This is a genomic window from Limosilactobacillus panis (assembly GCF_019797825.1).
In the GTDB taxonomy this organism is placed as follows: domain Bacteria; phylum Bacillota; class Bacilli; order Lactobacillales; family Lactobacillaceae; genus Limosilactobacillus; species Limosilactobacillus panis_A.
Genome location: NZ_CP081855.1, coordinates 1,367,373 through 1,392,638 on the forward strand (window position 1 = coordinate 1,367,373; position 25,266 = coordinate 1,392,638).

Below are 25,266 nucleotides of genomic sequence, written 5' to 3' on the forward strand. Positions count from 1 at the left end.
TATCAGCTCACTTTAACAAATAAAACTAGTAACCCGAGAACTAAAACCACCGTGGCAAGCACCCGTTCCACAGAATTAACGTGGCCAAGGCGGGGTGCACCAACAGCATAACCGGCTAAAAAGCCCCCTACTAGGCCGCCAAGGTGTCCCGCAAGGTCGATGCCGGGAACGAAAAGATCCGTCACAATGTTCAGGACAACCAGGATTAAGAACTGGCGACCCAGCATCCGAATCGCTTGGTTTTCCCTAAAAGTGACGCCCAGCATAATAAAGGCACCAAAGAGGCCAAAAATCGCCGTACTTGCTCCCGCCGATAAGCCATTGGAAATCCAAAAGGCACTCAATAGGTTACCGGCAATGGCACTGACAAAGTAAATAACTAACATCCGCCAGTGACCAAAGAGCTGCTCAATGTAGAGACCTATAAAGTAAAGGGTAATACTGTTAATTAAGATGTGGGCAAAACCAATGTGAACAAAGACGGGGGTAATTAGCCGCCACCATTGTCCAGCCTGCACGAGAGAAGCGTTCAACGCCCCAAACTTTAGCAAAACGACAGTGTTGGTTGAGCCCCCCATCATCGTCATCATTAAGAAGACGACGACTTGAATGGCAATCAGACTTACCGTCACGGGGTTGTTCTTCCAGTAGTTCGCCTGCATTCGCTATTTCTCCGCGAGTGTGATTACTCGGTCAACCTGCTGGTCATGATCTTCTGGCGCCCATTCGCCATTCTCAGCTTCCTGGGTTGGCAACGCCAGTGACAGCGACTTACCCTGGTAATTTTCAAGGTAGCGGTCATAGTAACCTCCACCAAATCCCAAGCGGTAGCCATCCTTTGTGAATGCCACCCCGGGAACGATCATGAGGTCAATCTCGTCCGGGCCGTAAACACGTCCGTCGCTTGGTTCCAAAATACCAAATGTCGTCTCTTCAAAGGTCGTATTTTCTTTTAACTCGACAAACTCCATCTGTCGGTGAGGCAAGGTCCGGGGAACAACTACCGTCCGTCCCTCATGCCGGGCATGAAGGATCAACGGGGCCGTATCAATCTCGAAGGACTGACTGAGGGTCAGCGCAATAACCTTTGCTCCCATCCATTCCGGCTGGTCATACAGGATGGATGCCAACGCCTTTTCTTCATTAAGGCGGGTGTTAACATCCAGCTGCTGCAACCGGGCAATATAAGCTTGACGCAGTTCGGCTTTTGAATACGTCATTATTCTACAATCTCCCCTTTACGCTAAATAAGATAAACGGTTTCAACAACTTATTATCACCGCTCACTACGCTTTTTGCAAGCGTTATTTTATAACGGTCGGTAAGGGTAAGTCCGTTTACTTGTCTTCAGCGAGGCGTTGGTAGAGACGAATAATTTCACCTGCGAGATCGACGTAAGTAATGGCAGTCATCAAGTGGTCCTGGGCGTGAACAATTAAAAGGGTTAATTCCACTTTTTTCCCCTGGGCCTCACTAGTCAGCATCTTAGTCTGCGTGTTGTGGGCCGTGTTCAACGTTTCCTTAGCCTGAGCTAATTTTTGTTTGGCACTCGCCAGGTCCCCATCATGAGCTGCTTCAATGGCCTCATGGGCTGCTTCCTTAGCATCCCCGGCGTTTAGCATTAACTGCATTGCCTGCTGCAGAGCTGCGTTGTTTTCTTCTGTCATTCTCTCTCCTCTTAAAACCAACTTAACAATAAAAAATCCTGCTAACAGCGCAATGCTATCGGCAGGATAAGAGAAACTAAATTACTTAGTTTCACGGTGTAATGTCACCTTACGTTCCCGTGGGCAGTACTTGTTTAATTCAAGACGGTCGGGATTGTGACGACGGTTCTTACTGGTTAAGTAAGTCCGTTCATGGCATGAAGTACATTCAAGTGTAATGTTGACACGCATGAGTTGAAACCTCCAAACATATTTTTAATCTTTAATTGGTTATTTATCGTAACCCTAACTCGTACAACTATATCATTTATTAGTGGATTTGGCTAGGGTTTTGTTCAAGTTCGTTAAGGAAAATTCCTTGACAGCCCCTTAATCTGTCTGATCGTTAGCAGTGCTAGAGCTGCGGACAGTCTTCCAGTATGCCTGGAAGATCTGCTTGGCCATCGTGATGTTGGCTTCACCATCATCATTCGTACAACCAGGAATGGCCAGAGCAACCACCACTTGCGGGTTCTTGGATGGTGAGAAGCCGGCAAAACTCAAGGTCGTTGTATCGTGACCATCAGAAACGGTCTGGGCAGTCCCGGTCTTCCCAGATACGGATGGCTTTAGGCTTGACATGTTCTTAGCAGTAACGTAGGCGTTGGTCCCGTGCGTAACCAGGTAAAGTCCCTGGTGGACAAGGTCAAAGTATGACTTGGGCGCCGGGATGACCTGCTGAACTTGGGGTTGGGTAACGGATTGAATTGGTCCCAGCTCCCCATTGCTTTTGGTCCCCCTAATTTCCTTAACCACGTACGGCCGCATCCGGTTCCCACCGTTGGCAATTGTCGACATGTATTGGGCTAACTGAATCGTTGTGTAACCATCATAGTTCCCGTAAGCCAAGTCAAGCGCCGAACCGATGTGCTTTTCATCAGATGGTCCTTCGTAACCAGCTGTCTCACCAGGAAGGTCAATCCCCGTCTTTTGCCCTAGGCCAAACATGTTAAAGTACTTTCGTTCGGTCTGGAAAATACTTGGCTTCAGCGTCATCGGACCATCATCCGTGTAGTTCATCTTTCCTTCCTTCATAATCACCTGCATCATGTAGGAGTTAGATGAAACTTCCAAGGCAGTCGGTGCGTCAACCGCCATGTCGGCACCCCCACCGTGGTTGAACCAGGAACTCTTTTGCGCAATTCCTTCAACCTTGATTGGCTTATCAGTCAGGGTGTTATTCGACGGAGTGATTACTCCCGACATCAGGCCCCCCATGACCGTGGCCGGCTTAACAACCGACCCCATGGTAATTGGGTGGTTAATAGCCCCAATTTCGTCAACCGTCTGTTTACCAGTCTTAGTGTTACGGTCAATTCCCGCCATCGCTAAGACAGCCCCGGTATTCGGATTCATAACCACTGCGTAAACCCCAGGTGAGTAGCTATTCCCCGCCGCAGAGTAGTTTTGTTGTAAGATCTGTTGAACCCGCTTTTGTAGCTGAGCATTGATCGTCAGAACCAGGTTGTCACCCTTCTTCCCACGGTACTTAACAACTTCCTTGGTGACGTTGTTGCCGCCGTTCGTGGTGACCTGGGTTTGGGACTTGGACCCTGCCAAGGTGGCCTGGTATTCCTTTTCGAGGTAACTCTGTCCCACACTATCATTTCTAGAGTATCCCTGTGACAGTAAGGAGTTAACCTCATCACTCGGCAACCCGGTTGTCGAAACGCTCCCGGTAAAGGACTGGAAGTTCTTCCCCTGCGGATAATTTCGCGTCCAGGCGGTCCCAATCTTGACCCCCGGCATCTCGCCAAGGTGTTCACCAACCTGAGCAAGTTCCTTACCAGTAACACCCGTTTCCTTAATATAGGTTGTGGAAAGGGAGTAGGCCCCACTCATTGCCGCATAAATCCGCGCGTTGTTCTTTTGCTGCTTCGTCAGGTGCCAAGTAGATGGGTGGGCACTCAGGTACTTCAAGGCCTTGTTGTACTTGTCATCATCAGAGTCACTGTCTGAAGTCTTGACGTGCTTTAAGACCTGCTTTAACCGGCCCTTATCAGCAAGGAAGTAGTCCTCTTCATTCCGGTCCGTTAACCGTGAATTCTTATTGGAGACCGACACGTATTTACCCAGGCGGTTAGCAATCTTATAGAGGTCTGCTGAAGTCACATCCGGCCCCTTAGTATAGGTTATCGCTTGGTGGGTCTGGTTACCAACTAACACCTCCCCCCGGGAGTCATAAATCATCCCCCGCTGGACGTTGTTAGTCTGGATAGAAGTATCAGACCGTTTGACCTCAGCTTTGTAAGCTGTCCCGTTGAGCACCTGGAGGTAAAACAGGCGGGCAGCAAGGGCCAGTAACAGAATTCCGACAACCCACAACAAGAAGTTTAACCGAAACGGGATAATCGACTGAGCATTCCGCTTTTTATTATTACTTCGTGAACCAAATAGGCTCTTCATTCGATCAAAAATTTTCACCGGATCAAATTCTCCTTCATTGTAGTGAATACTATTTTAACAAATTTTGTTATTTTGCGCAGGCAAACGCCACTACTAACACAAGAATAATACTCTTTATTCGGTAAAATTTGAACTACTTCCCTTCAGATTTACCTAAATTTAACTTCCGTCAATATTTAAACACATTTTTCGTTATATAATGTGACCTACGTGTAAGAAATGACTAAAAGGGGAATTTGTTGTGTTACAAACGTCAAAGATAAGTAAAAGATCCATCGTTTTGTGGGGAAGCTTCCTACTGCCTGTTTTGATCATGGGTAGTTACTTTGCTTACCGCCAAATGGCGCCCTTTGGTGGTAGCAGCCTCTTAACTGTCGACCTGGGGCAACAGTATATCGACTTCTTTTCCTACTTTCGTAATAGTCTTCTCCACCACCCATCCTCTTTAATCTATTCGTTTAGCAAGGGCCTGGGCGGTGAAATGTGGGGGACCAACGCCTACTACCTTTTCAGTCCCCTCAACCTGATTCTACTGGCATTTCCCGGGAAATTGCTGACCAGTGGGATAATGGTCATCCTCCTTCTCCGTTACGGCCTGGCGGGGCTTTCCTTCGCCTGGTTGATTGACCGGACCGGGTGGCAACGTGGCCCACGGATTTGGGCATTTAGCACTACTTACGCTTTAAACGGTTGGATGATTGCCAACCAGTTAAACATGATCTGGCTGGATGTTTTGGTGATCCTTCCCCTGATTATTTGGGGGTTATTCAAACTAATCCACCAACGGCAGGTCGGCACCTACATTGCCTGGTTGGCGGTAATGATGGTCGACAACTATTACATGGCCTGGATGGTCTGCCTGTTCACCCTCTTGATTATCATCTGGCAGCTCCCGGTCCTGAAAAATTGGCAGGCCCGTGGAATGGCCTTTCTCCGCTATGCCTGGTCCTCACTGCTTGCGGCCGGAATTGCTGCAATTGTATTGCTACCGACAATCTTTGCCCTCAGCCAAAGTAAGGGCACCTATACAGAGAACGTAATCAGGAGCCGGTTTGAGTACTTCCCGTTGAAGATGCTGGCAAAACTCGTTCCGGGTTCCTTCAACTTCGACCAGATGCCAAAGGGGCAGCCCAACATTTACGTCGGCATGATCATGATCCTCGGCTTTGCCCTCTACTTCTTTAACTCACGCGTCAAGTGGACCCAGCGGATTGCTGCCGCGGGTGTGACCATCTTCTTTATCCTGTCATTTTGTTACGAACCGTTAGACCTTCTCTGGCATGCTGGGCAGTTCCCGGTTTGGTACCCCTACCGCTTCTCCTTTGTCTTCTGCTGCTGGTGTATTTTACTGGCCGCCCGCACCCTTCAGGTCAACTACCGGCCGGCCCCGTGGCAGGTTCTGTGTCTCTTGGTGCTGACCGTTGTCATATTCGCCTACACTGGGACCCTTAAGCTGTCATACATCAGTACCGACCAACGGATCATCGGGATTAGCTTTGCTGGAATCAGCCTGGTTTACCTCCTTATTAACCGGCGAAACGCCCCGGGATTGTATGACCTTCTTTTAATCTGCCTCGCCTGTTGCGACGTTGCTAACGCCGCCTTTACCAGTCTGAACAGCATCGCCTACGTCTCCCAAAACGAGTTTGCAACCTACACTAGCCAGCTTGACCAGGCCAGTCGGAAAATTAGGCAGCACGACCAGGGCCTTTTCCGGGTAGCTAAAACTTTCACCCGGACCAAGGACGACCCCTTCCAGGCCGACTTCAACTCGGGTGACCATTTTGGTTCAACCCTAGAACCGACCCTCCCGGACTTTATGGGGGCAATTGGCCAACCCGCCGGCGATGGCTTCATCACGTACTCCAACGGGACCCAAGTCACCGATGCATTGCTGGGCTTTAAATACACGATGACCAAGAAGAACCCGTCAACCCCGCTAATGCCCCGGTCCGGCTACCGGCCAGACTGGAACGGACTGGCAACAAGTGCTTCTACCAGTAAGGTTAGGATCCAACGTAACCCGAATAGTCTGCCAATTGCCTTTGGGGCCAGCAACGAGATCCTTAGTCTCGCCCACACGACCCTGGACCCGGTCAATTACCAGTCCCAAATCATGCAGGCACTGGCGGGGCGGCCAATCAACCACTCCCTCTTTGCTGTCCAGAATTTCACCGCGGTCCGCTTTGAAAACGTTCAGTCAGCAAGGCAGATTACGGGCACAACATTCCGCCGCAAGGACTTCTTGAAACCGGCGGCCATCAAGCTGACCTTTACCCCACCAACCAACGATTCTTACTACCTGACCGTGGGGCCCGAGGCAGCTGACGACATCCGGCTGAGTGTTAACCGGAAGGCCTTTGCCCAGACAAAGAATTACCGGGATACCATCGTTATTAACCTGGCCCACCACCAGAAGGGCAAGCCGGTGACGATCACCATGCGTCTCAAGCACCAAGCTGCCTGGCTGCAAAACGTCAGTGTTTACCGGCTAAACCAGCGGTCGTTTAACGCCAGTCTGAAGACGCTTAAGCAGTCACCGTTGAAGATCAGCCACTTCTCAAATGCTAGGATTAGTGGGACCGTCAACATCCATCGCAGTCAAAGCGTCTTGATGACCACGATTCCGGCAGCCAAGGGTTGGCATGTCCGCGTTGATGGTCAACCGGCGACCAGTAAAACCGTTCTCGGCACCTTCATGGCTGTGCCAATGTCACCAGGCCACCACCAGGTAACGATGTTCTACCGGCCACCATACCTGCTTGCCGGGACGCTCATCAGCCTCGTCTGCCTCGCCGGGACTATCGTCATTATTAAGCGCCAACGGTAATAATTTGAAGAGGGCTGTGACATAGCTTCTAAAAATGCTACAATGCCGTACACAAAGGGACTCTAGCGTTCGGATTTTCCGATCACTAGAGTCCCTTTTGTACTTTTTAAAGCCTTGATTCACTTCTAATTAGTCTTAGGTAATTTTGGATTCCTAATGTTGCGATGCACCGGTGGAAGCGTCTGGGTGTTCCTCCTCTTCCTTGCTGATCCCCGCAACGTCCGGCTGGTCCTCATCATTTTCGTGCTTAAAGTGGAAGACCGGACCGTCAGTCTTTGCGTTATAGTCAACCGTGGTGACCAGACCCTTAAAGAACCATTCGTCCAGGCCATCAATGTGGTAGTTGATGCCGTCCTTAACTTCTTCTAAGATGGGCTCAATTGGCTTATCCTCCCGGTTGAAGGCCGGTGAAAAGCCGTGGTGAACTTCCGTAAAGCCATAGACCTTCCCGTAGAACTTGATCCCGTTGCCATCCTGCAATCCTAGTTCGTTTTTAAACCACTTGCTCGCTTCATCCGTAATAATTAATTTCATGTAAACATCCCCTTATTATGCCATCGCTAATGGTAGCACTTTCATACCATTAACCTTACCATGTTTAAGGCAAAATCCCAATCCTTTTGCGTAAATGTAAGGGAAAATCAAGGTATTGGATTGGAAGAGCAGCAACAAAACAACAACAATAAGGGGCTGGGAGAAAACTTGAAAAACGGGAGCCTCTTTCCGTTCTCCGAATATTACACAGTAATCGCGGAAAAAAGAGTGCTCCTATTGTCTAGCGCCGCGAAGCAAGTCCATTGATTACGGACGATCATTGGCCCGTTCCGTGCCAACAATCGTCCTATACTAGCCATACGGAGCACTCTGATGCTTTTTTCCAGCTTCCTTTTAATTACTTAACTTCCAAGATCTTAACCTTCATCGTGCCACTTGGAATTTCAATTTCGACTTCTTCGCCAACCTTGTGCCCCAAGAGGCCCTTAGCCATTGGTGATTCGTTAGAGATCTTACCATTCAGGGGGTCAGATTCTGATTCACCAACGATGGTGTAAGTTTCGGGTTCTTCGTCCGGCAGCTCCTTAAAGGTTACTTCCCGGCCCATGGAAACTTCATCCTTGTCAACATCTTCGTTGTCGATGATTTCTGCATACTGCAGCATGTTTTCGATTTGGGCAATCCGGCTTTCGACCATTGCCTGTTCGTCCTTTGCTGACTCGTATTCCGAGTTTTCGGACAGGTCACCGTAGCTACGGGCAATCTTAATGCGCTTGATAACTTCAGGACGACGCTTCATTTTATATTCTTCAAGTTCATCTTCCAGTTTCTTTTTCCCTTCCAGGGTCATTGGAAACGTTTTTTCTTCAGCCATAACAATACACTCCTCTAAAATAATTCCGTGGTAACATTACCATTTATTGCCAAGCTCGTAAACAGGTTTATAGGGTGTGTCCACGCTTAACCAGAATATCCCGGACCTTGGTGGTCAACAGGTCAATAGCCACGTGATTTTCCCCACCTTCGGGCACAATCAAGTCAGCGTACCGCTTCGTCGGTTCAATGAACTGGTGGAACATCGGCTTGACGGTTGCCAGGTACTGGTTAATGACTGAATCCAGCGACCGGCCCCGTTCGTTCATGTCCCGCTTGATCCGGCGAATCAGGCGAATATCGTCATCAGTATCAACGTAAACCTTAATATCCATCAGGTCACGAAGGCGCTCATCATCGAGGATTAAGATTCCCTCCAAGATGATAATCTCAGTAGGCTCAACGTGAACGGTCTTGTTCGTCCGGGTATACTTCTTATAATCGTAGACCGGCATCTCGATGGCCTGGTTGTTACGCAGGGCCGCTAATTGTTCAATTAGCAGGTCGGTGTCAAAGGCCAGCGGGTGGTCGTAGTTGACCTTTTTCCGCTCCGCCATCGTCATGTTTGCCTGGTCATTGTAGTAGGTATCCTGGGTAATGATTTGGATGTCCTTCCCCTTCAGTTCATTGTAGATTGCCCGGCTAACGGTAGTCTTACCACTACCCGAACCACCAGTTACCCCAATAATGATTGGGCGCGTTTTAACTTGAGAATTCATTTAACTCTTTTACCCCTCTTAAAAATTTAATCTGAAATAGTATACAGCACAATTGGGTCCCCATCAACTGGCTAGTGGCGCTTTGCCGCCTGGTTTTCCTGGAGGCGGTTAGCAATCTGGGGTACGAAAGACGACTGCCGTAGGGTGAAGTGACCAGCCTTAACACCACTCGTCTTGTGCGTTTGCAGGTAGTAGCTGAAGACATACCGACTCCGGATTAAGCCGTGTTTCTTCAGGATTGCGGCAACCTGGTCATCAGTAGCACCTTGCGGAATCGTCACCGTCACGCGAGCCGTACTGGAACGGTTAACCGGGGTCAGCGCATAGTTAAAATACTGGTGGATCCCCAGGCCAACCACCACTAGTAAGGCCAATAGGACCAGGACAAGGCGGTTTTGTCGTTTTAGTTTATCTTCTTGCATTTGGTCCCCACCAGTCCTTGTTTGTCAAATACTACAATCACGGAAAAAAGCGCGCTCCTCGTGTCTAGTTATGGAGGACTATTGGCCCGTTTCGTGCCAACAATCATCCTATCCTAGCCAAAGGTGCGCTCCAATGCTTTTTCCAACTTTTATTAACGGATTTCAGCACCAAGGTCATCAACTAAGGCGTTAGTAACCTTATCAAAGGCCTTGTTAACCTGGTCTTCCGTCAATGTATTGTGAACATCTTGGTAAGTCAAGGTGTAGGCCAGTGACTTCTTGCCCTTCGGCAGGTGGAGGCCACTGTATACGTCGAAGAGGTGGATATTCTTCAAGAAGGCGCCTCCCCGCTTCTTAATAACCGCCAAGACGTCCGCGTTGGTAACATTCTTGTCAACCAAGAGGGCAATATCCCTGGTGATTGCCGGGTACTTACTGATTGGGTGGTATTCGTTTGCCACCTTGTCAGCAGCAATCAGGTCTTCCAAGTTAAGCTCAAAGACGTAGGTTTCAGGAATTTTGTAGTCCTTAGCAACCGTTGGGTGAACCTGACCCACAAAGCCAACCAGCTGGCCATCAATTAAGATGTCTGCCGTCCGCCCGGGGTGCATTTCAGGACGCTGGTCATCAGCAACGTAGGCAATTTCACCAGCAATTCCCAGGTTGTGGAGGTAACGTTCCACAATTCCCTTTACTTGGAAGAAGTCAACCGGCTGGTCGTCAAGGTGCCAAGAGTTGGCCAGCAGGTGTCCCGTAATTGCGGCCGCCAGGTGTTCTTGTTCCTCCGGGCGTTCGCCACCCTTTGGCAAGAAGACCCGCCCCTCTTCATAAAGGGCCACATCATTAACGTTCCGGGCAACATTGTAGGCAACGTCAATCAGAAGACCACTGATGATACTCATCCGGGTAGCAACGTGGTCAGAGCTCATTGGGAAGTCAAGTTTCATTGGTTCATCGACGGGGTCAATTTGGAACTGCTTAGCCTTTTCAACCGTGGTGAGTGAGTAACTAATTGCCTGGTCTAATCCCATGCCTTCCATGTCGTGACGGCTGGCCCGGATAAACTTCTGCCGGGCGGTTAAGCCACCATGGTTCCGTGTCATAACCGGCAGGGTAGCTGGCAGGTTATCATAGCCATAGATCCGGGCAATTTCTTCGTAAAGGTCAGCCGCAACAAAGATATCCCACCGGCGAGCCGGTACGGTCACAACAATTTGGTCATCTTCAGATACCGTTGCTGGAAAGGCCAGCCGCTTGAAGATGTCCGTAACTTCAGCCATCTTCAGGTTGGTCCCTAAGACATGGTTAACCTTGCTCAAGGAAAGGGTAATCTGCTTGTCTTGGGCCGGCTTTTCGCTGGCGGTAACGATCCCTTGGGTAATTTCACCACCGGCCAGTTCACTAATTAGCTCGGCCGCTTCGTTCAGGGCCGTCTCAACCGTTGCCGGGTTAATTCCCCGTTCGAAACGCATGGAGGATTCGCTATGGAGATCAAGGCGACGGGCCTGTTTTCTAACCATGATTGGGTCGAAAATAGCGGCTTCCAGGGCGACCGTTGTGGTGTCATCGGCAACGGCAGTCCCCTCACCACCCATGGTTCCGGCCAGTGCAATTGGCTGGTCGTCAGCCGTAACCACGATGTCATTTTCAATCAGGGTCTGTTCGTCCCCATCCAGGGTCGTGAACTTCTCATCCTTATTAGCGTGCCGCACACCAAACTGGTGGCCGGGCAGCTTATCATAGTCGTAACTGTGCAATGGTTGGCCATACTTCAACAGGATGTAATTGGTGACGTCAACCACGTTGTTAACCGGGCGAATTCCAGAATTCCACAGCTTAATTTGCATCCAGAGGGGACTATCAGCAATCTTGACCCCCTTGATGATCCGCAGCTTATAGGTTGGGGCAATTTTTTCGTCATTAACGGTGGTCTTGACGAGGTCCGCAGTTTTTTCGTCCCCCTCTTTTTTAATGGCCAGCTCCTTAAAGTGGGGCTTGAGGCCATAAAAAGCAGCAATATCATTAACGTTTCCGTAGATGCTCAGCATGTCCCCACGGTTAGGCGTAACGTCAGTGTCGATGATGGTGTCATCCATTCCAAGGTAAGGGAAGACACTATCACCAGGCTTGGCATCATCCGGCAAGAGGTAAATTCCCTCGTCATAATCCTTCGGTGCAATTTTATCGCTGAAGCCCAGTTCCTGGAGGGCACACAGCATACCGTTAGATTGGACACCACGAATCTTGCCCCGCTTAATTTTGACGTTGTCGCCAATCCGGGCACCGTGGAGGGCAACAATTACCTTCTCACCGGCGGCAACATTGGGTGCACCACAGACAATTTGAATTGGTTCGTCTTCTCCCACGTTAACTTGACAAACATGAAGGTGGTCAGAGTCCGGGTGGGGTTCGCAGGTTTCCACTTCACCAACCACGATCTTCTTAAGGCCATCACTCAGGGAGTAAACATCATTGATGTCAACGGAAGTCCGGGCGATCTTTTCTGCCAGGTCGCGGGGAGCAACGTCAATGTCTAAATATTCTTTAAGCCATTGGTATGATACTTTCATTTAGATTATCCTTTCTCATCGAACTGGTTCAGGAAACGGACGTCATTTTGGTAGAAGTTCCGGATATCGTCAACCCCATACTTCAGCATGGCAAAACGGTCTGGACCCAGGCCAAAGGCAAAGCCGCCAAACTCTTCGGGATCAACTCCGGACATCTTCAAGACGTTCGGGTGGACCATTCCGGCACCAAGAACTTCAATCCAGCCGGTGTGCTTACAAATTGCGCAGCCCTTCCCCATGCAGTTAAAGCAGGTAATGTCGGCTTCAACGGATGGTTCCGTAAATGGGAAGTAACTTGGCCGCAGACGGACCTGGAGCTTATCACCAAATAGGGACTGGGCAACAACTTCCAGGGTCCCCTTCAGGTCCGCCATGGTGATGTGCTTACCAACAACCATCCCTTCAATCTGGTTAAACTGGTGACTGTGGGTTGCATCGTCGGTATCACGCCGGTAAACCTTCCCTGGTGAGATCATCTTTAATGGTCCCTGGCTAAAGTCATGCTTTTCCAGCATCCGCGCCTGCATTGGTGAGGTCTGGGTTCGCATCAGTACCTTAGGGGTAACGTAGAAGGTATCCTGCATGTCACGAGCGGGGTGGTCCTTAGGCAGGTTCAGCTTTTCAAAGTTGTAAACTTCCTGCTCAACTTCATCCCCCACGGCCACTTCGTAACCCATGGAAACGAAGAGGTCCACGACTTGGTCGATAATCTGCTGGATCACGTGTGATTGCCCCTGGGCAACCGGGGTCCCGGGCAAGGTAACGTCCACCTTTTCAGCGGCCAGTTCGGCATTCAAAGCCGCCTGTTCCAATTCAGTCCGGCGTGCTTCGATTGCTTCCGTCAGGTCGTCACGAACCTTGTTGGCAAACTGACCGACGACCGGCCGTTCCTCGGCACTTAAATCACGCATTCCCCGCAGGACACTCGTGATGGGGCCCTTCTTACCAAGCATCTTGACCCGAACTTCGTTAATCTTCTTGAGGTCTTTGGAGTTCTTGATTTCTTCAAGCCCCTGCTCACGAAGTTCCGTTAACTTATCTCTTAATCCCATTTTTTCAACTCCTTTGAACAAACAAAAAAGCTCCATCCCAATAGGGACGAAGCTTCGCGGTACCACCCTAGTTTACTAGCTACGGATAACTAGTACACTTAGTCAATCAAAATAACGGTGATCAACCGGAATACCATTACGTATCAGCTCGGAAAATGAAATTCACCTTTGCACACTGACCACCACTCTCAGAATCCGTGGTGGCTCTCTGACGGGCCCGACCGGCTACTAGTTTTCGTCAACGCCTTTTTCATACCCAATATTGTAACCACTCATCCGGCGAAGGTCAAGCGGAAATTAGCACCACTTGTCGCTCCACCGGTGGACGGCCTTCATCACGGGGGCTAATTCCTGACCCCGGGCCGTCAATGCGTACTCGACCCGGCTCGTTCCCGGATAGGTCTTACGGATGACGATCTGTTCGTCCTCCAACTCCTTGAGCCGTTCACATAGGACCCGGTCACTACACTTAGTAATTGCATTTGCAATGTCTTTGAACCGTAATTGGGGATTCTCCAGGAGAACCTCAATAATCAACCCATTCCATTTCTTGCCAAGCATCATAAATGTCTGCGTAAACTTTGGGCATAGTTTACAGTCACCATCAGCTACCTTTTTTTCAGCTAACTTTGGCATCATAACACTCCTTTCTACCAAGTTGTCCGCATCCGGCGTTTCTTGATCTTCCGCCGCAGCTTTGCACGCAGGGGACCAAAGAATTCGTGTTCCGCCTCAAAATCATCGACTAAGGAGACAATCAAACTCTCTGGATAGCGGGGAACCGCCATCGTGGCGCCAAACATGTGCTTTAGGATAATATCCCTTTCCTTCTTATTCAATGGGGTAATCTTCTCTGCATTCCGCAGTGCTACCCGTGGATGGATAAAGGCGTGGGTACCTAAGTCAAACTTCGTTGTCCGCCAGTCATAATAGAACAGGTCGTGCAACAAACCAGCCCGGGCCGTGCTCCGGTAGTCCAAATGCATTCTTTTAGCGATCTTGTAACTATCGTAAGAAACCGCAATTGAGTGCTGAAGGCGGTTAGAATGATGGTGCTGAGTGTAGTTGGCCAGCTTTTGAACTGCCGGTTGGGCTAACAGGTCACTAATAATCGCTACATACTCCTTGTCGTTACGCCATTCATTCTCTGTTTTCATGTAATACCCCTTTTCATCCGGTTGGTGCTTATCATACCTAATCAGGCAACTATTTTAAACAATAACGACTTAACCTAACTGCTGGTTCAACTGGAACATTAAGATTCCCGCCGACACAGCAACATTCAACGATTCGGCTTCGCCCCGCATCGGAATGTAGAGGTTGGCAGTGGTCTGGGCAAGCAACCGCTGGTCCATCCCCTGGCCCTCGTTTCCCATAATCAGGGCAAAGGTCGATCCGGGTTTAACCGTGCGGAAGTTTTTCGCCGCCGGGTTCAGTTGGGTCCCGTAAACCGGGGCACCGACCTTCTTAAAGTCGGCAATCCACTTTTTCAGGTCACCTTCCAAAAGCTGCAGGTGGAACTGGCTCCCCTGCATTGACCGGACAACCTTGGGGCCAAAGATATCGGCCGACCGGTTGCTGACAACAACCCCAGTGAAGCCCGCCGCATCAGCGGTCCGGACCATCGTACCGACGTTTCCGGGATCTTGAACACGATCCAAGAAAAGCCAGGCGCCGGTAATCTTTTCCGGTACCCGGTGGGCATCCGGCAAGTCTACAACCGCGGCAATTCCCTGGGGGGTTACCGTATCGGTAATGTGCTTCATAATTTCCTCAGTGACAACGTAGGTTGCCCCTGCCTGTTCCTGTAAGTCGGGATGGGCCGCCAGCTGATCTTCCGTACCAATCAACTGGTTGATTTGGTTTCCTGCCTTCAGGGCCTCATTGACCAAGTGCCAACCATCAAGCAGGTATTCCCCACTCTGCTTGCGGTACTTCTTTGTCTGCAACTTTTTCCAATTCTTAACGTGTTGGTTATGAACCGAAGTTAATTCTTCCATTAGTTAAACAACCTTTCTTATCACATAATTATACCATGAAAAATGTTGTACAATACTAGCAACTCATTCATCATTTCATAAGTTTTAGTTAAGGAGAATTGAAATGGTTAACTATCAGCTTACAATTAATGGAATCGTCCAGGGCGTTGGCTTTCGTTGGGGGTGCATGAGCATCGCCCGCCAGCTCAAGGTCACTGGTTTTGTGAGGAACCTCCCCAGCGGCCGGGTTTACATCGAGGTTCAAGGATCAAAAGACCAAGTCCAACAATTTATCGAGCAGGTAAAGGCGGGGCCCACTCCATACGCCCGGGTCGTTGACTGCCAGGTCGCCACAGGCCGGTGCCAAGACTATGACCAGGTTTTCACAATTCGGCGTTAATTAGGTGTCATACCTAGAATTTAAGCGCGTTTTAGGTTAAGATATGTCATGTTTGTAACTATATACCAAGGAGAAAATAATAAATGAAGCATAAAAGAATTACCGTTGCGGGGCTCTTAACCACGATGCTCATCGTACTGAGTGGCTGTGTCCGTACTACGAAGAGCGGTAAGCCGTACGGTTTCGTATACGACTACATGGCCAAGCCCATGCAGCACCTGATGGAATGGCTGGCCGCTCACTTTGGCAACAACTACGGCTGGGCAATTATCGTGATTGTCGTGGTTGTCCGGATGATCCTCTTGCCGGTCATGTTCTCGCAGATGAAGAAGTCAACGATCACCCAGGAAAAGATGGCCCGGGTTCAACCGCTGATTAAGGAGCTAACGGCCAAGCAGAAGGCTGCTAAGACACCGGAAGAACAGGCCGCGGTTAGTCAACAGATGATGGCCCTCTACCGGGATAACAACATCAGCCTAACCGGGGGAATCGGTTGCCTGCCACTGTTGATTCAGCTGCCGGTCTTTGCCGCCCTTTATGCTGCAATCCGCTATTCGCCAGACCTCTACCACGCAACCTTCTTCGGAATTGCCCTGGGGAAGCCGAGCTTTATCTTCGCTGTCCTTTCCTTTATCGCCTACGCGGTTCAGAGTTACCTGGGTCTTGTCGGTGTGCCGGAAGAACAAAAGAAGCAAATGAAGATGGCAATTTGGATGAGTCCGTTTATGACCTTCTTTATCTCACTGACGTCATCCGCCGGTTTAGGGCTCTACTTCTTCATTGGTGGGCTATTCGCCATTCTACAAACCCTGATGGTCAATGCCTACCGGCCACGTATCCGGAAGCGGATCGAAGAAGAGGCTAAGAAGAACCCCATCAAGATGCCGGAAGCACCAAAGACCGCGCCGAAAGCAAATGCAACGTCGGCGGCAATTGACCAGCTCAAGAAGCCGAGCGCCACATCACTAAAGACGGTGGAACGTGAAAAGCGGAACCGGCAGCGGAATGCTGGTAAGCAACACCACCACAAATAATTAGTCGACCCCCGCATCTAGATTTCATGGTGCGAGGGCCTTTTTTAGGAGGTTTTAAATTTGATCAAACCAATTAATAAGGACACAATGATTCTCTCCCGCCCCTGTCAACCAGCAACCAAGGCTGACTTAGGACTCGCCAGCGACCTGCGCGACACCCTCCAGGCGAATGCCGACCGCTGTGTGGGGATGGGTGCCAATATGATTGGTGTCACCAAGCAGGTGATTATTGCCCAACTGGGTCCCTTCCCGGTTGTCATGTTCAACCCCACCATTATTAAAAAGCAAGGGCCCTACCAAACAAAAGAAGGGTGTCTTTCTTTCCGGTCACCCGCTACCAAAAGATTCAGGTGCGTTTCCGTAACGAAAACTGGCAAAAGCAGGAGCTATCGTTAGACGGTTTTGCGGCTGAAATTGTTCAGCACGAGGTTGACCACTGCCACGGGATCCTGATTTAATGCTTGCAAGTTACGCGGAAAATTTAGTAAGATAGTTACTTGTAAATAAGGGTTGCAAAATCGCCGGGTTTTGCGTAAATTACTTTACGGTTCTCCGACAGGCGCCCAACCACGTGTTGGGAGACGAGAGCGTGAGGAGGACGATCTAAATGAATAGTTCAATTAACGGTGAGGTCCGCCACTACGTCACGCGGAACGTCATCGCTACTCTAGGGTTGTCGCTATACGTAATTATCGACACCCTTTTTATTTCGATTGCCGCGGGGGCTTTTGGTCTGGCCACCCTAAACATCGTGTTGCCGGTCTTTAGTATTTTTAACGCGACCGGACTCTTACTGGGTGTCGGTGGGGCCACCATGTTCTCACTCAACAAGGTCCAGCACCCCGAACAGGTCAAAGGCCTCTTCAGCCAGCTGATTACCTTTGCCGGGATCTTCGGGGTGGTGCTGGCCATCTTGTTAACCATCTTTGCCCATCCCGTCGTTGACTTCTTAGGGGCTGATGAACAGACCCGGGCGATGTCAATCACCTACCTGCGAATCATTGCCTGGAGTGGGCCCCTTTACATGTGCAGCTACATCTCGGTCAACTTTGTCCGCAACGATAATAACCCGACGCTGACGATGAAGGCAACTCTGACGGAAACCCTCTCCGTAATCATCATCGATTGGCTGCTGATCTTTGGCTGCGGGCTAAAGATTGAAGGGGCCGCGCTGGCCGCGTTGGTTTCACCCATGATTAGCCTCCTGGTACTCACCAGGCACCGCCACTTCAAAGGTCGCCAGCTCACCCTTCACTGGCAGCTGCCGAAAGTCCGCAACCTTGCCAAGGCAGCGAGTCTGGGTATTGCGGCCGCATTAAACGAGATGAGTAACGGGGTCAGTATCTACTTCTTCAACCGGGTCTTTTTGGCCCTCGCCAACAATTACGCGGTGGCGGCCTATGGAGTAGTCTCCAACATTGCCATCGTGGTCCTGGCCATTTCTAACGGGGTGGCTCTCGGGGTACAACCAATTGCCAGCCGGGAATTTGGTGCGGGCCACTTTGCCAATGTCAAGCAGGCCCTTAAGCGGGGCATTCAAATCACCCTAAGCTTGGCAGCAATTAACTTTATCATCCTGATTGTTTTCAAGCAGCAGATTATCAGCCTTTTTAACACGACAAATTCCAGCCAGCTGGCAGCTTACGCCAGCACGGGGCTGCCGATTTACTTTACGGGAATCTTCTTTATCGCCTTGAACTTGATGTTAATCCTGTTCCTGACGGCGATTGACATGCCGCGAGCTTCTTTTACCCTGTCACTCTTACGGGGTTACATCATCCTCTTACCAATGATCTTATTACTAGCACATACGGCAGGAATTAATGGTGTTTGGGCAGCTGTTCCGGTAACCGAGCTACTGGTCTTCATCATCGCAACTGTTATCACTAAGGACCGGACTAAAAAATGGTAATACGAAGGGAGACAGAGGCTAGCTTGTGGAAATACAAAACGGGCTCTAGCGTTCGGATTTTTCCGAGCACTAGAGCCCGCTTTGTGTATTTTCAACTATATAAGGGACTTATGAGTCCTATTACTTAAGTGACTCTGGGTCCTCAACAATCGGCAGGACAATCTTGAAAAGTGATCCTGCACCGGGTGAACTTTCCAGACTGATTGACCCGTGGTAACCCTCAATCAGACGCTTGGCAATTGAAAGGCCTAAGCCGTTGCCCCCCTTCTTCCGACTCCGCGCCTTATCAACCCGGTAGAAGCGGTCAAAGACGCGTTTAGCATCCTCAGGGGCAATTCCCTCACCAAAGTCTTGAACACCAATCTCAATGGTATTCATCCCCCGTGAGAGAGTAACGTGAATCTCCTTACGGTCCTGGGAGTACTTGACAGCGTTATCGCACAGGATCACCAGGACCTGTTCAAGGTGGTCACGGTAAATGTTAACCGTGATCTTCTCATCAAGGTCATCATCAAGGTTAAAGGTAAATTCCGGATAGAGCATCTTAAAGTTATTGAAAACCTGGTGGACAACATCATTGACAACCGTCTTTTCGTTGCGGTAGTCAATTTCAACCTGTCCAGCCCGGCTAAGGTCCAACATTTCTTGAACCAGGTTTTTCATCCGCTTAGTCTCAATCAAAGAGGCCTTTAAAGAATCATTGAGGACCTGGGGATCATCTTTCCCCCACCGTTCCAACATGTCGAGATGTCCCTGGATAATGGCAATCGGGGTCCGGAGTTCATGGCTAACGTCACTCACAAATTGACTCTGCTGTTCAATATATCGCTGCATCCGGTCCAGCATATCGTTGAACATGTCAATCAGTTCCGCTAATTCATCGTTCCGGTTGCTAGTCGGTACCCGGACATTCTTAGTCGGGTCCTTACTAATTACCTTAACCGTGTCGTGAATATCGCCAAGGGGCCGCAACAGGAAGTAGGACAAGGCATAACCTAAAAGGCCACTTGCTAGAATGACGAGGCATAAGGTCATGATGCTGACCAGGCGGAGCTGGCGGTAGCTCTTCGCGTAGGAATTTAGGTTGTTTTCGATTTGCAGGTAGCCAATTACCCGCTGGGTATCATGAGAATAGATTGGCATATGGCCAAGTAAAATTTTGTGGTGTTTCCCCTGGGCAATCCGCACCTGGCGTTCATTAACTAAGGACGGTTTCCCCTCCAACTGGCCAGTTGACAGGAGCATCTTACCCTGGGGGTTATAAATATTGACAAGTAGGTGACCGTCACTTAGTTCTTTAACCACTGGTCGCCGATAATCTGCTCCGCGAACAAAGGAATGGTCATTGTTGGGGTCAAGGACCCGCTCAATTGAGCGTTTGGTCAATGATTGGTTATTTTTAGCTAGCGGCCGGCTAATGTTATCCATTCCCTGGTTTAACAGGCTTCTCTCCTGCTGAAAAAGGTTTTGTGTAAAAGAGGTAAACATCGCAATGGCTACAACAAAGAAAATAATCAACGAACCCACGGCAGTCCCGATGGCCCACTTCAACCTTAGCGAAACAAATCGTTTACCGTTTTTCTGAGTTTTCATAGTAATTCACAGGCTCTAGGAACGGATTACATAACCGGTGCCCCGGACGGTTTGGATATAACTCTTTTCACCGGGACGGTCAATCTTGTTCCGCAGGTAACGGATATAAACGTCGACCACGTTAGTCTCAACTTTGGAATCGTAACCCCAGACCTTACTGAGCAGTTCCTTTCGTGACATTACAACGTTAATGTTTTCCATCAGGATCAACAGTAATTCATACTCCCGCTTTGTTAAATTGATAACTTCGTCGCCACGACGAACGACCCGGTTTTCCTTTTCAATGGTCAGGTCCTTATAGTTTACCGTCGTCTGGTGTTCCTTGTTATTACCATCTTCAATGCTGATTCGTCGAAGAAGGGCCCGGACCCTGGCCAGTAGTTCTTCAATGGCAAACGGCTTGACGATGTAATCATCAGCCCCGTGGTCAAGGCCGGAGACCCGGTCAATAACGGAATCCCGGGCGGTCATGATAATAATTGGGGTATCCTTTAGTTCCCGAACACGACGAGCAACTTCAATTCCATTCAATTCTGGCAACATCAAATCAAGCAAAATCACATCAAAATCTTGGCTTAGTGCCGCTTCCAGCCCGGCCCGTCCATCGAGTTCAACGTCGGTCTCATAACCTTCGTGTTTTAGTTCCAGATTAACGAAATTTGCTAAATTCTCTTCGTCTTCAATGATTAAAATTCGACTCATTAATTTCACCTACTATAAATTCTTACCTAGTATTCTCATTAAATTAACAGAACAATTTTATCACAGTTTTCTAATAAACCCCAGGGTAAGGTCCGAATTTACGGTGATTTTCCGCACCGTAGCAACAAAAAAAGACCATTCCAGGTCCGGCGCCTAAAAAAATGGTCTTTTCTTAAAATAATTACTTGTTAGTGTTAATAACTTGCTTGCCATCGTAGTAGCCGCAGTTAGGGCATACCATGTGGGACTTACGAAGTTCACCACAGTTTGGGCAAGGAGTTAAGCCAGGGACGTTCAACTTGATGTGACCCCGACGCATACGCTTCTTAGCTTTTGAAGTCTTCCGTGCTGGTACAGCCATGTTTGACACCTCCTAATAATTAATTATCCACAAATGGTTTTTAACCGTCCGCTACTTTTTATCATCCTGATCAGGCAATAACTTTTGTAACTTCGCGAGACGTGGATCAACTTTTTTATTTTTCTGCTTGTTTGCCGCGTAGTCATCTTCAGCGATGACGGACCAGCCCTTGCCACTCGGCATTGGCTTCCCGGCCTTTTCATCCGCAGAAAGGACCCGGAGCGGGACCTCCTCAACAATATTCTCCGCCAAGGCGGTATCGAAGTCAATCAGCTCACGATCCTTCAGTAAGAAGACAACTTCGTCATCTTCATACCGGGAAAAGTGGCTGCAATCATCAATATAAGTCTCGGTGAAGTTAAAGTCAAGCTGGAGCTCAACCGGGGTTAGTGAACGGCTGGATGGGACCGTCAGTGTCGTCTTAACGTTGGCGCTAACCGTCGCATCCCCGCCGTCATAAGTAACGTATCCGTCAACCTTGACGGGGGCAACCCCCAAGATAATATCCGGAAATAATTTAGTCAATGATGCGTTCAGATCAAAAGTACTTTGGATATGAAGTGGCTCATTTTGGTAACGGTGTAGTTCTTCTAACGACCATTTCATCGTACTAACCTCCTAATGCAACATGTGCAATTATACTAGTCTCACCCAAGGGTTGTCAATGCTTTTTCCTTGACAGGTTTGCCGGGCTGGACTGCCGTTCTCATTTTATCATAACTCAGCGAATTATTAGTGGCGAGTGCTTAAGGTCCTGGTCCACAGAAGTGAAGTTCTGGTAGAGCTTTCCTGCCCGGTAATCCAGGTTATACAAGTCCTCTTTCATCTCCTGAGAGACTTTAGTAAACATCGGCACCGCCACCCTTTTTTTCACCTGGTGGAGGTATTCCTGTCCCCGCCTGTTAAAACCGAGGATATGGATAAAGGGCTCGTCGATATGGGTCGCCACTTCATCCTCGGTCAGCTGGAGGGTCGTGTACAAGCAAAGACGCAACAGGTGGGCATAAGTATAACGCTTGGTCTTGATGCCATGAATGAAGCCTCGAAAGGTCAATTCCCGTTCTGCAAACTCCTTCATCCGGTGTTCCAGTCCCTCCGCCATCTGGTAAGTCTGGGCCAGGGTGGCAACAGGCGCCTGAATCAATTGGTTGCGCAAAAGGGGGTACAGGGCCGTCCAGGAAGGCACCGTCGCTACTGCTTGAAGCGCCGGTAGCATTGCCGATGGTACGGCAGAGGCAAACGCAGCGCGGTTTGTGATGGCCTCCCGAATGGCACTGGCGCTGGCAATACGACCGTGAATCTCCTCGTCATGGTAGCTGCTCCCTTTCCTGGCAATTGGGACCAGATCAATCGGGTAGTGGTGGGTACTGACCGCTTTCGTGTAGGCAAATGCCAGAATATCATTGGGGTCTTTTAGACTTACGCCGGTCCGTTGGGCAAGTTGGTCATTAAACTGGGTAGCGTACGTCTCGTTATATTGTTTTAACGCTTGCTGGTTGAAATCACGGGCGACGAGGACTAGCTTCCTAAAGTCCCACTCTGGATGTTCAGCTCCAAAGACCACGTTCTGGACCCGCAACTGGTTCAATAGATCCAGGGCACCTGCCGCAAACCGGTGGGCCGGCTGACAAGCATAACAGATGGGTAATTCTACAACCAGGTCAACCCCGTTCAAGAGCGCGGCATGGGCCCGCTGCCACTTGTCAACAATGGTCGGTTCCCCACGCTGGGTAAAGTCCCCACTCATGATTGCCACCGCTACATCTGCTCCCGTTACCTGCTTAGCTTTTTGGACGTAGTAACGGTGGCCATTATGAAAGGGATTAAATTCAACTATAAGCCCAACAGCATCCATCTTCTCACCTACTTTTGACACTCAAAAAACCACCGGGTCGTTGTCTCATTTGGCGTTTGCCGGCCAAAGTTCGCCGTCACCGTTACCCGGTTAAAACCGGCCTGCTTCACCGCGCCTATTAACAGTGACTGGGGATAACTGCGCTCAAAGTGGGTCTCCCCAACCCGTTGGTAGTTGCCATCCGGTAGGCGGTTAAAGAAGGTCAGATCGTGAATCACGCCGTGTTCAACGTCGTCATCCGCGAAACTTTGCCACAGAAAGGCCCGCTCGTGGTCATCGTCTTCGTAGTTATACATGTATCCTGGATAAACCTGGTCTGTCTGGTAGGGCGTAATCACGTCGAAAAGGAAGCGGCCACCAGATTTCAGGTGCTTTTTGACTTCTCCCAAAGTCGTCTTTATGTCTGCCAAATTTGGTAAGTAGCATAATGAATCGGCGTAACACGTCACCAGGTCATACCGAGGAAAAGACTGAAGGTCGCGCATATCAGCTTCCACCAGGTTCAGGGCCACACCAGCTTCTTCGGCATGCTGACTCGCAATGGTTAGCATTTCCGGCGAAAAGTCAGCAACCGTCACGGTCAAGCCAGCCTGAGCTAATAAAACGCCCAGCCGACCAGCACCACCCGCCAGGTCCAAAACGTCTTGAGCCCCTGCCGGGCAACAATCGAGGGTGTAATCTCGCCAATTCTTATAAAGGGTTTCGTCAAACAACTGGTCATATAGCTGGGCGAAGCTCTGGTAAATCATTAGTCCTTAACCCACTTATCCAGGTTAACCAGCGGTGCTTCGGACCATAGCTTTTCCAGGTTATAGAAGTGCCGGGTTTCTTCCCGGAAAATGTGAACCACGACGTCACCCAAGTCAATTAGGACCCACTTAGCATGGTTTTTCCCTTCCACACTCCCAATCTCTACCTGGTTTTCGTGGGCCTTTTCAATGATGGCATTGGCAATCGCCTGCACCTGCCGGTCAGATCCTCCGGTCATGATCACGAAGTAGTCGGCCATTGGGCTGATTTGGTCAACCTGTAAGGCAGTAATGTCTTCTGCCCGCCGCCCATCAGCGGCTTTAACAACCATTTCTAATAATTGTTTGCTTTCCATTTACTCAATTTCCTTTCTGTATACTGGTACCCAAGCATTATAGGTTTCAATTGTCTTTGGGTACACTGGGCTATTGTGTTCAATCAAGTATTCGAGAGTCTGCTTAGTCTGGTAGGCTACCCCAGCGCCCAGGTTAGCATTGGTGATCCTCCGGGCCTTTTCAACGCCGGGGAAGTCCCGGCCGGGCTCGATATAATCCGCCATGTAGACAACCTGTTCAAGGGGAGTCATCACGGCCGCCCCCGTGGTGTGGTGGCGAACCGCATTGAGAATGTCTTCATCCCAGATTCCTAGTTCATCCTTAATGAGCTCAGCGCCGACGACCCCGTGCCAAATTGCGTTCCCGTACTTCAGCAGTTTGGGGTCAAGTCCCTTTTGGTGGATTTCATTGATAAAGTCCTCATCCGGACGTTGCTTGGCGTAGTCGTGGCACAACCCAGCGATACTGGCCTTTTCAACGTCAACGTTATTTTGTCTTGCCAGCCTGATGGCAGTTTGCTCAACCCGTAACACGTGGTGGAAACGCTTATCACGTAACGCATCGTGAAGATGAGCAACTAGCTCAGTGCGGTCAAGTGGAATGTAGTGGTGTGTATAAGTAATTATCTCAGTCATGGTATAAATGATGCTCCTTAATAAACTCGGCCACCTTAGCAGGAAGTAGGTAATTGACGGACTGCCCCCGCCGAATTCGTTCTCGAATATCACTTGAGCTGATATCAACTTCTGGAATGTCGACCCAAATTACCGGGTACTTAGTCGCGTTCTTAGCATGCGGTCGTTGTACACCAACAAAATGAAAGCGGGGAAGCTTAATTAAGTCGTCAATCCGGTACCACTTATCCAGGTAATCAACCATATCACCGCCAATGATAAAGTAGTAATCCGTATCCGGATGCTGGCGGGTCAGTTGTTCCATCGTGTCATAGGTATAGCTAACCCCGCCCCGGTCTAGTTCGGTCCGTTCAATACCAAGCAGCGGATTCCCCTGAATTGCGAGCTCCAGCATTTGTAGACGAAGGTCAGCGCTAACAGCATCCTTGCGGTCGACGTGCGGTGGAATTACGTCTGGCATTAACTTCACCTTATTTAGGCACAGTGCATGCCCCACCTGGTCAGCAACCAAGAGGTGCGCGTTGTGAACGGGGTTAAACGTCCCCCCGTAAATACCAATTCGCCGGTGCTGGTCAGCAAGTGGCTGGACCTTAACCGCCGGCTTAACTTTCGAATACACTTGACAACCCTGCATAGT

The 25,266-nt window shown here is 49.6% G+C and carries 27 protein-coding genes, 1 pseudogene and 1 other annotated feature; of the genes and pseudogenes, 5 read left to right on the forward strand and 23 right to left on the reverse strand.

Translation table 11 applies throughout. The features are described 5' to 3' along the window. Positions 1-2: 2 nt before the first annotated feature. The 5 genes from KZE55_RS06615 to KZE55_RS06635 all read right to left on the reverse strand — a co-directional run bounded on the left by KZE55_RS06615 (position 3) and on the right by KZE55_RS06635 (position 4,112). Entirely contained in the window at positions 3-662 is a 660-nt protein-coding gene (locus tag KZE55_RS06615; protein WP_222257877.1) for a rhomboid family intramembrane serine protease, read from the reverse strand. A gap of 3 nt (positions 663-665) precedes the next feature. Then, on the reverse strand, positions 666-1,220 hold the full coding sequence (locus KZE55_RS06620; RefSeq protein WP_047768833.1) for a 5-formyltetrahydrofolate cyclo-ligase: 555 nt from the start codon (positions 1,218-1,220) through the stop codon (positions 666-668). Positions 1,221-1,337: 117 nt separating this feature from the next. After that, the gene (locus tag KZE55_RS06625) at positions 1,338-1,667 is read right to left on the reverse strand and encodes a PTS lactose/cellobiose transporter subunit IIA (RefSeq protein ID WP_047768831.1); all 330 of its coding nucleotides are present in this window, start codon (positions 1,665-1,667) and stop codon (positions 1,338-1,340) included. 81 nt (positions 1,668-1,748) lie between these two features. After that, the gene (rpmG, locus tag KZE55_RS06630; protein WP_047768829.1) at positions 1,749-1,898 is read right to left on the reverse strand and encodes a 50S ribosomal protein L33; all 150 of its coding nucleotides are present in this window, start codon (positions 1,896-1,898) and stop codon (positions 1,749-1,751) included. 138 nt (positions 1,899-2,036) lie between these two features. Then, positions 2,037-4,112, reverse strand: coding sequence for a peptidoglycan D,D-transpeptidase FtsI family protein (locus KZE55_RS06635; protein ID WP_396442473.1), 2,076 nt, complete (start codon positions 4,110-4,112; stop codon positions 2,037-2,039). Positions 4,113-4,353: 241 nt separating this feature from the next. Between KZE55_RS06635 and KZE55_RS06640 the strand changes: the two genes are divergently transcribed. Continuing rightward, positions 4,354-6,942, forward strand: coding sequence for a YfhO family protein (locus KZE55_RS06640; protein ID WP_222257879.1), 2,589 nt, complete (start codon positions 4,354-4,356; stop codon positions 6,940-6,942). A 153-nt stretch (positions 6,943-7,095) separates the two neighbouring features. On the opposite strand, the gene KZE55_RS06645 is transcribed toward KZE55_RS06640, so the two are convergent. From KZE55_RS06645 to KZE55_RS06685, 9 genes are all read right to left on the reverse strand, one after another. Next, positions 7,096-7,476, reverse strand: coding sequence for a HesB/YadR/YfhF family protein (locus KZE55_RS06645; RefSeq protein WP_047768822.1), 381 nt, complete (start codon positions 7,474-7,476; stop codon positions 7,096-7,098). Positions 7,477-7,834: 358 nt separating this feature from the next. After that, positions 7,835-8,311: a transcription elongation factor GreA gene (greA, locus tag KZE55_RS06650; RefSeq protein WP_222257880.1), complete on the reverse strand. Its 477-nt coding sequence runs from the start codon at positions 8,309-8,311 to the stop codon at positions 7,835-7,837. 67 nt (positions 8,312-8,378) lie between these two features. Then, positions 8,379-9,029 (reverse strand): uridine kinase, encoded by a 651-nt coding sequence (gene udk, locus KZE55_RS06655; protein WP_047768816.1) that lies wholly within the window; start codon positions 9,027-9,029, stop codon positions 8,379-8,381. A 71-nt stretch (positions 9,030-9,100) separates the two neighbouring features. Then, complete coding sequence (locus tag KZE55_RS06660; RefSeq protein ID WP_047768815.1) at positions 9,101-9,451, reverse strand: endolytic transglycosylase MltG; 351 nt, start codon at positions 9,449-9,451, stop codon at positions 9,101-9,103. Between the two features lie 152 nt (positions 9,452-9,603). After that, positions 9,604-12,021 carry a phenylalanine--tRNA ligase subunit beta gene (gene pheT, locus KZE55_RS06665; RefSeq protein WP_222257881.1) on the reverse strand — a complete coding sequence of 806 codons (2,418 nt, stop codon included), beginning with the start codon at positions 12,019-12,021 and terminating at the stop codon, positions 9,604-9,606. Positions 12,022-12,026: 5 nt separating this feature from the next. Next, positions 12,027-13,073: a phenylalanine--tRNA ligase subunit alpha gene (locus tag KZE55_RS06670; RefSeq protein ID WP_047768811.1), complete on the reverse strand. Its 1,047-nt coding sequence runs from the start codon at positions 13,071-13,073 to the stop codon at positions 12,027-12,029. A gap of 39 nt (positions 13,074-13,112) precedes the next feature. Beyond that, positions 13,113-13,324, reverse strand: a binding site (T-box leader). 46 nt (positions 13,325-13,370) lie between these two features. Continuing rightward, entirely contained in the window at positions 13,371-13,709 is a 339-nt protein-coding gene (locus KZE55_RS06675) for a winged helix-turn-helix transcriptional regulator (protein ID WP_222257882.1), read from the reverse strand. Positions 13,710-13,723: 14 nt separating this feature from the next. Continuing rightward, positions 13,724-14,230 (reverse strand): HD domain-containing protein, encoded by a 507-nt coding sequence (locus KZE55_RS06680; protein ID WP_047768807.1) that lies wholly within the window; start codon positions 14,228-14,230, stop codon positions 13,724-13,726. 69 nt (positions 14,231-14,299) lie between these two features. After that, on the reverse strand, positions 14,300-15,073 hold the full coding sequence (locus KZE55_RS06685) for a TrmH family RNA methyltransferase (protein WP_222257883.1): 774 nt from the start codon (positions 15,071-15,073) through the stop codon (positions 14,300-14,302). 103 nt (positions 15,074-15,176) lie between these two features. Between KZE55_RS06685 and KZE55_RS06690 the strand changes: the two genes are divergently transcribed. The 4 genes and pseudogenes from KZE55_RS06690 (at position 15,177) to KZE55_RS06705 (ending at position 18,398) form a co-directional block, all read left to right on the forward strand. Beyond that, positions 15,177-15,452: an acylphosphatase gene (locus tag KZE55_RS06690; RefSeq protein WP_222257884.1), complete on the forward strand. Its 276-nt coding sequence runs from the start codon at positions 15,177-15,179 to the stop codon at positions 15,450-15,452. Positions 15,453-15,535: 83 nt separating this feature from the next. Then, positions 15,536-16,486, forward strand: a complete 951-nt coding sequence (yidC, locus tag KZE55_RS06695; protein WP_222257885.1) for a membrane protein insertase YidC — start codon at positions 15,536-15,538, stop codon at positions 16,484-16,486. A gap of 60 nt (positions 16,487-16,546) precedes the next feature. Next, positions 16,547-16,944: pseudogene (locus KZE55_RS06700) on the forward strand (peptide deformylase). Between the two features lie 149 nt (positions 16,945-17,093). Further along, on the forward strand, positions 17,094-18,398 hold the full coding sequence (locus tag KZE55_RS06705; RefSeq protein WP_222257886.1) for an MATE family efflux transporter: 1,305 nt from the start codon (positions 17,094-17,096) through the stop codon (positions 18,396-18,398). Between the two features lie 120 nt (positions 18,399-18,518). Here KZE55_RS06705 and KZE55_RS06710 read toward each other — a convergent pair whose 3' ends face one another. The 9 genes from KZE55_RS06710 to KZE55_RS06750 all read right to left on the reverse strand — a co-directional run bounded on the left by KZE55_RS06710 (position 18,519) and on the right by KZE55_RS06750 (position 25,263). Next, entirely contained in the window at positions 18,519-19,991 is a 1,473-nt protein-coding gene (locus KZE55_RS06710; RefSeq protein ID WP_222257887.1) for a HAMP domain-containing sensor histidine kinase, read from the reverse strand. Between the two features lie 15 nt (positions 19,992-20,006). Then, positions 20,007-20,693, reverse strand: coding sequence for a response regulator transcription factor (locus tag KZE55_RS06715; RefSeq protein ID WP_222257888.1), 687 nt, complete (start codon positions 20,691-20,693; stop codon positions 20,007-20,009). Positions 20,694-20,874: 181 nt separating this feature from the next. Beyond that, positions 20,875-21,054: a 50S ribosomal protein L32 gene (gene rpmF, locus KZE55_RS06720; protein ID WP_222257889.1), complete on the reverse strand. Its 180-nt coding sequence runs from the start codon at positions 21,052-21,054 to the stop codon at positions 20,875-20,877. A gap of 51 nt (positions 21,055-21,105) precedes the next feature. After that, positions 21,106-21,660: a YceD family protein gene (locus KZE55_RS06725; protein ID WP_222257890.1), complete on the reverse strand. Its 555-nt coding sequence runs from the start codon at positions 21,658-21,660 to the stop codon at positions 21,106-21,108. A 115-nt stretch (positions 21,661-21,775) separates the two neighbouring features. Next, positions 21,776-22,909, reverse strand: coding sequence for a nucleotidyltransferase (locus KZE55_RS06730; RefSeq protein WP_222259956.1), 1,134 nt, complete (start codon positions 22,907-22,909; stop codon positions 21,776-21,778). A gap of 8 nt (positions 22,910-22,917) precedes the next feature. Next, complete coding sequence (locus KZE55_RS06735) at positions 22,918-23,658, reverse strand: class I SAM-dependent DNA methyltransferase (protein ID WP_222257891.1); 741 nt, start codon at positions 23,656-23,658, stop codon at positions 22,918-22,920. Beyond that, positions 23,658-24,014 carry a ribosome silencing factor gene (gene rsfS, locus KZE55_RS06740; RefSeq protein ID WP_222257892.1) on the reverse strand — a complete coding sequence of 119 codons (357 nt, stop codon included), beginning with the start codon at positions 24,012-24,014 and terminating at the stop codon, positions 23,658-23,660. Before rsfS ends, KZE55_RS06735 begins: the two co-directional genes overlap by 1 nt. Further along, positions 24,015-24,629 (reverse strand): bis(5'-nucleosyl)-tetraphosphatase (symmetrical) YqeK, encoded by a 615-nt coding sequence (gene yqeK / locus KZE55_RS06745; protein ID WP_222257893.1) that lies wholly within the window; start codon positions 24,627-24,629, stop codon positions 24,015-24,017. Then, positions 24,622-25,263 (reverse strand): nicotinate-nucleotide adenylyltransferase, encoded by a 642-nt coding sequence (locus KZE55_RS06750; protein WP_222257894.1) that lies wholly within the window; start codon positions 25,261-25,263, stop codon positions 24,622-24,624. Before KZE55_RS06750 ends, yqeK begins: the two co-directional genes overlap by 8 nt. Positions 25,264-25,266: the final 3 nt, after the last annotated feature.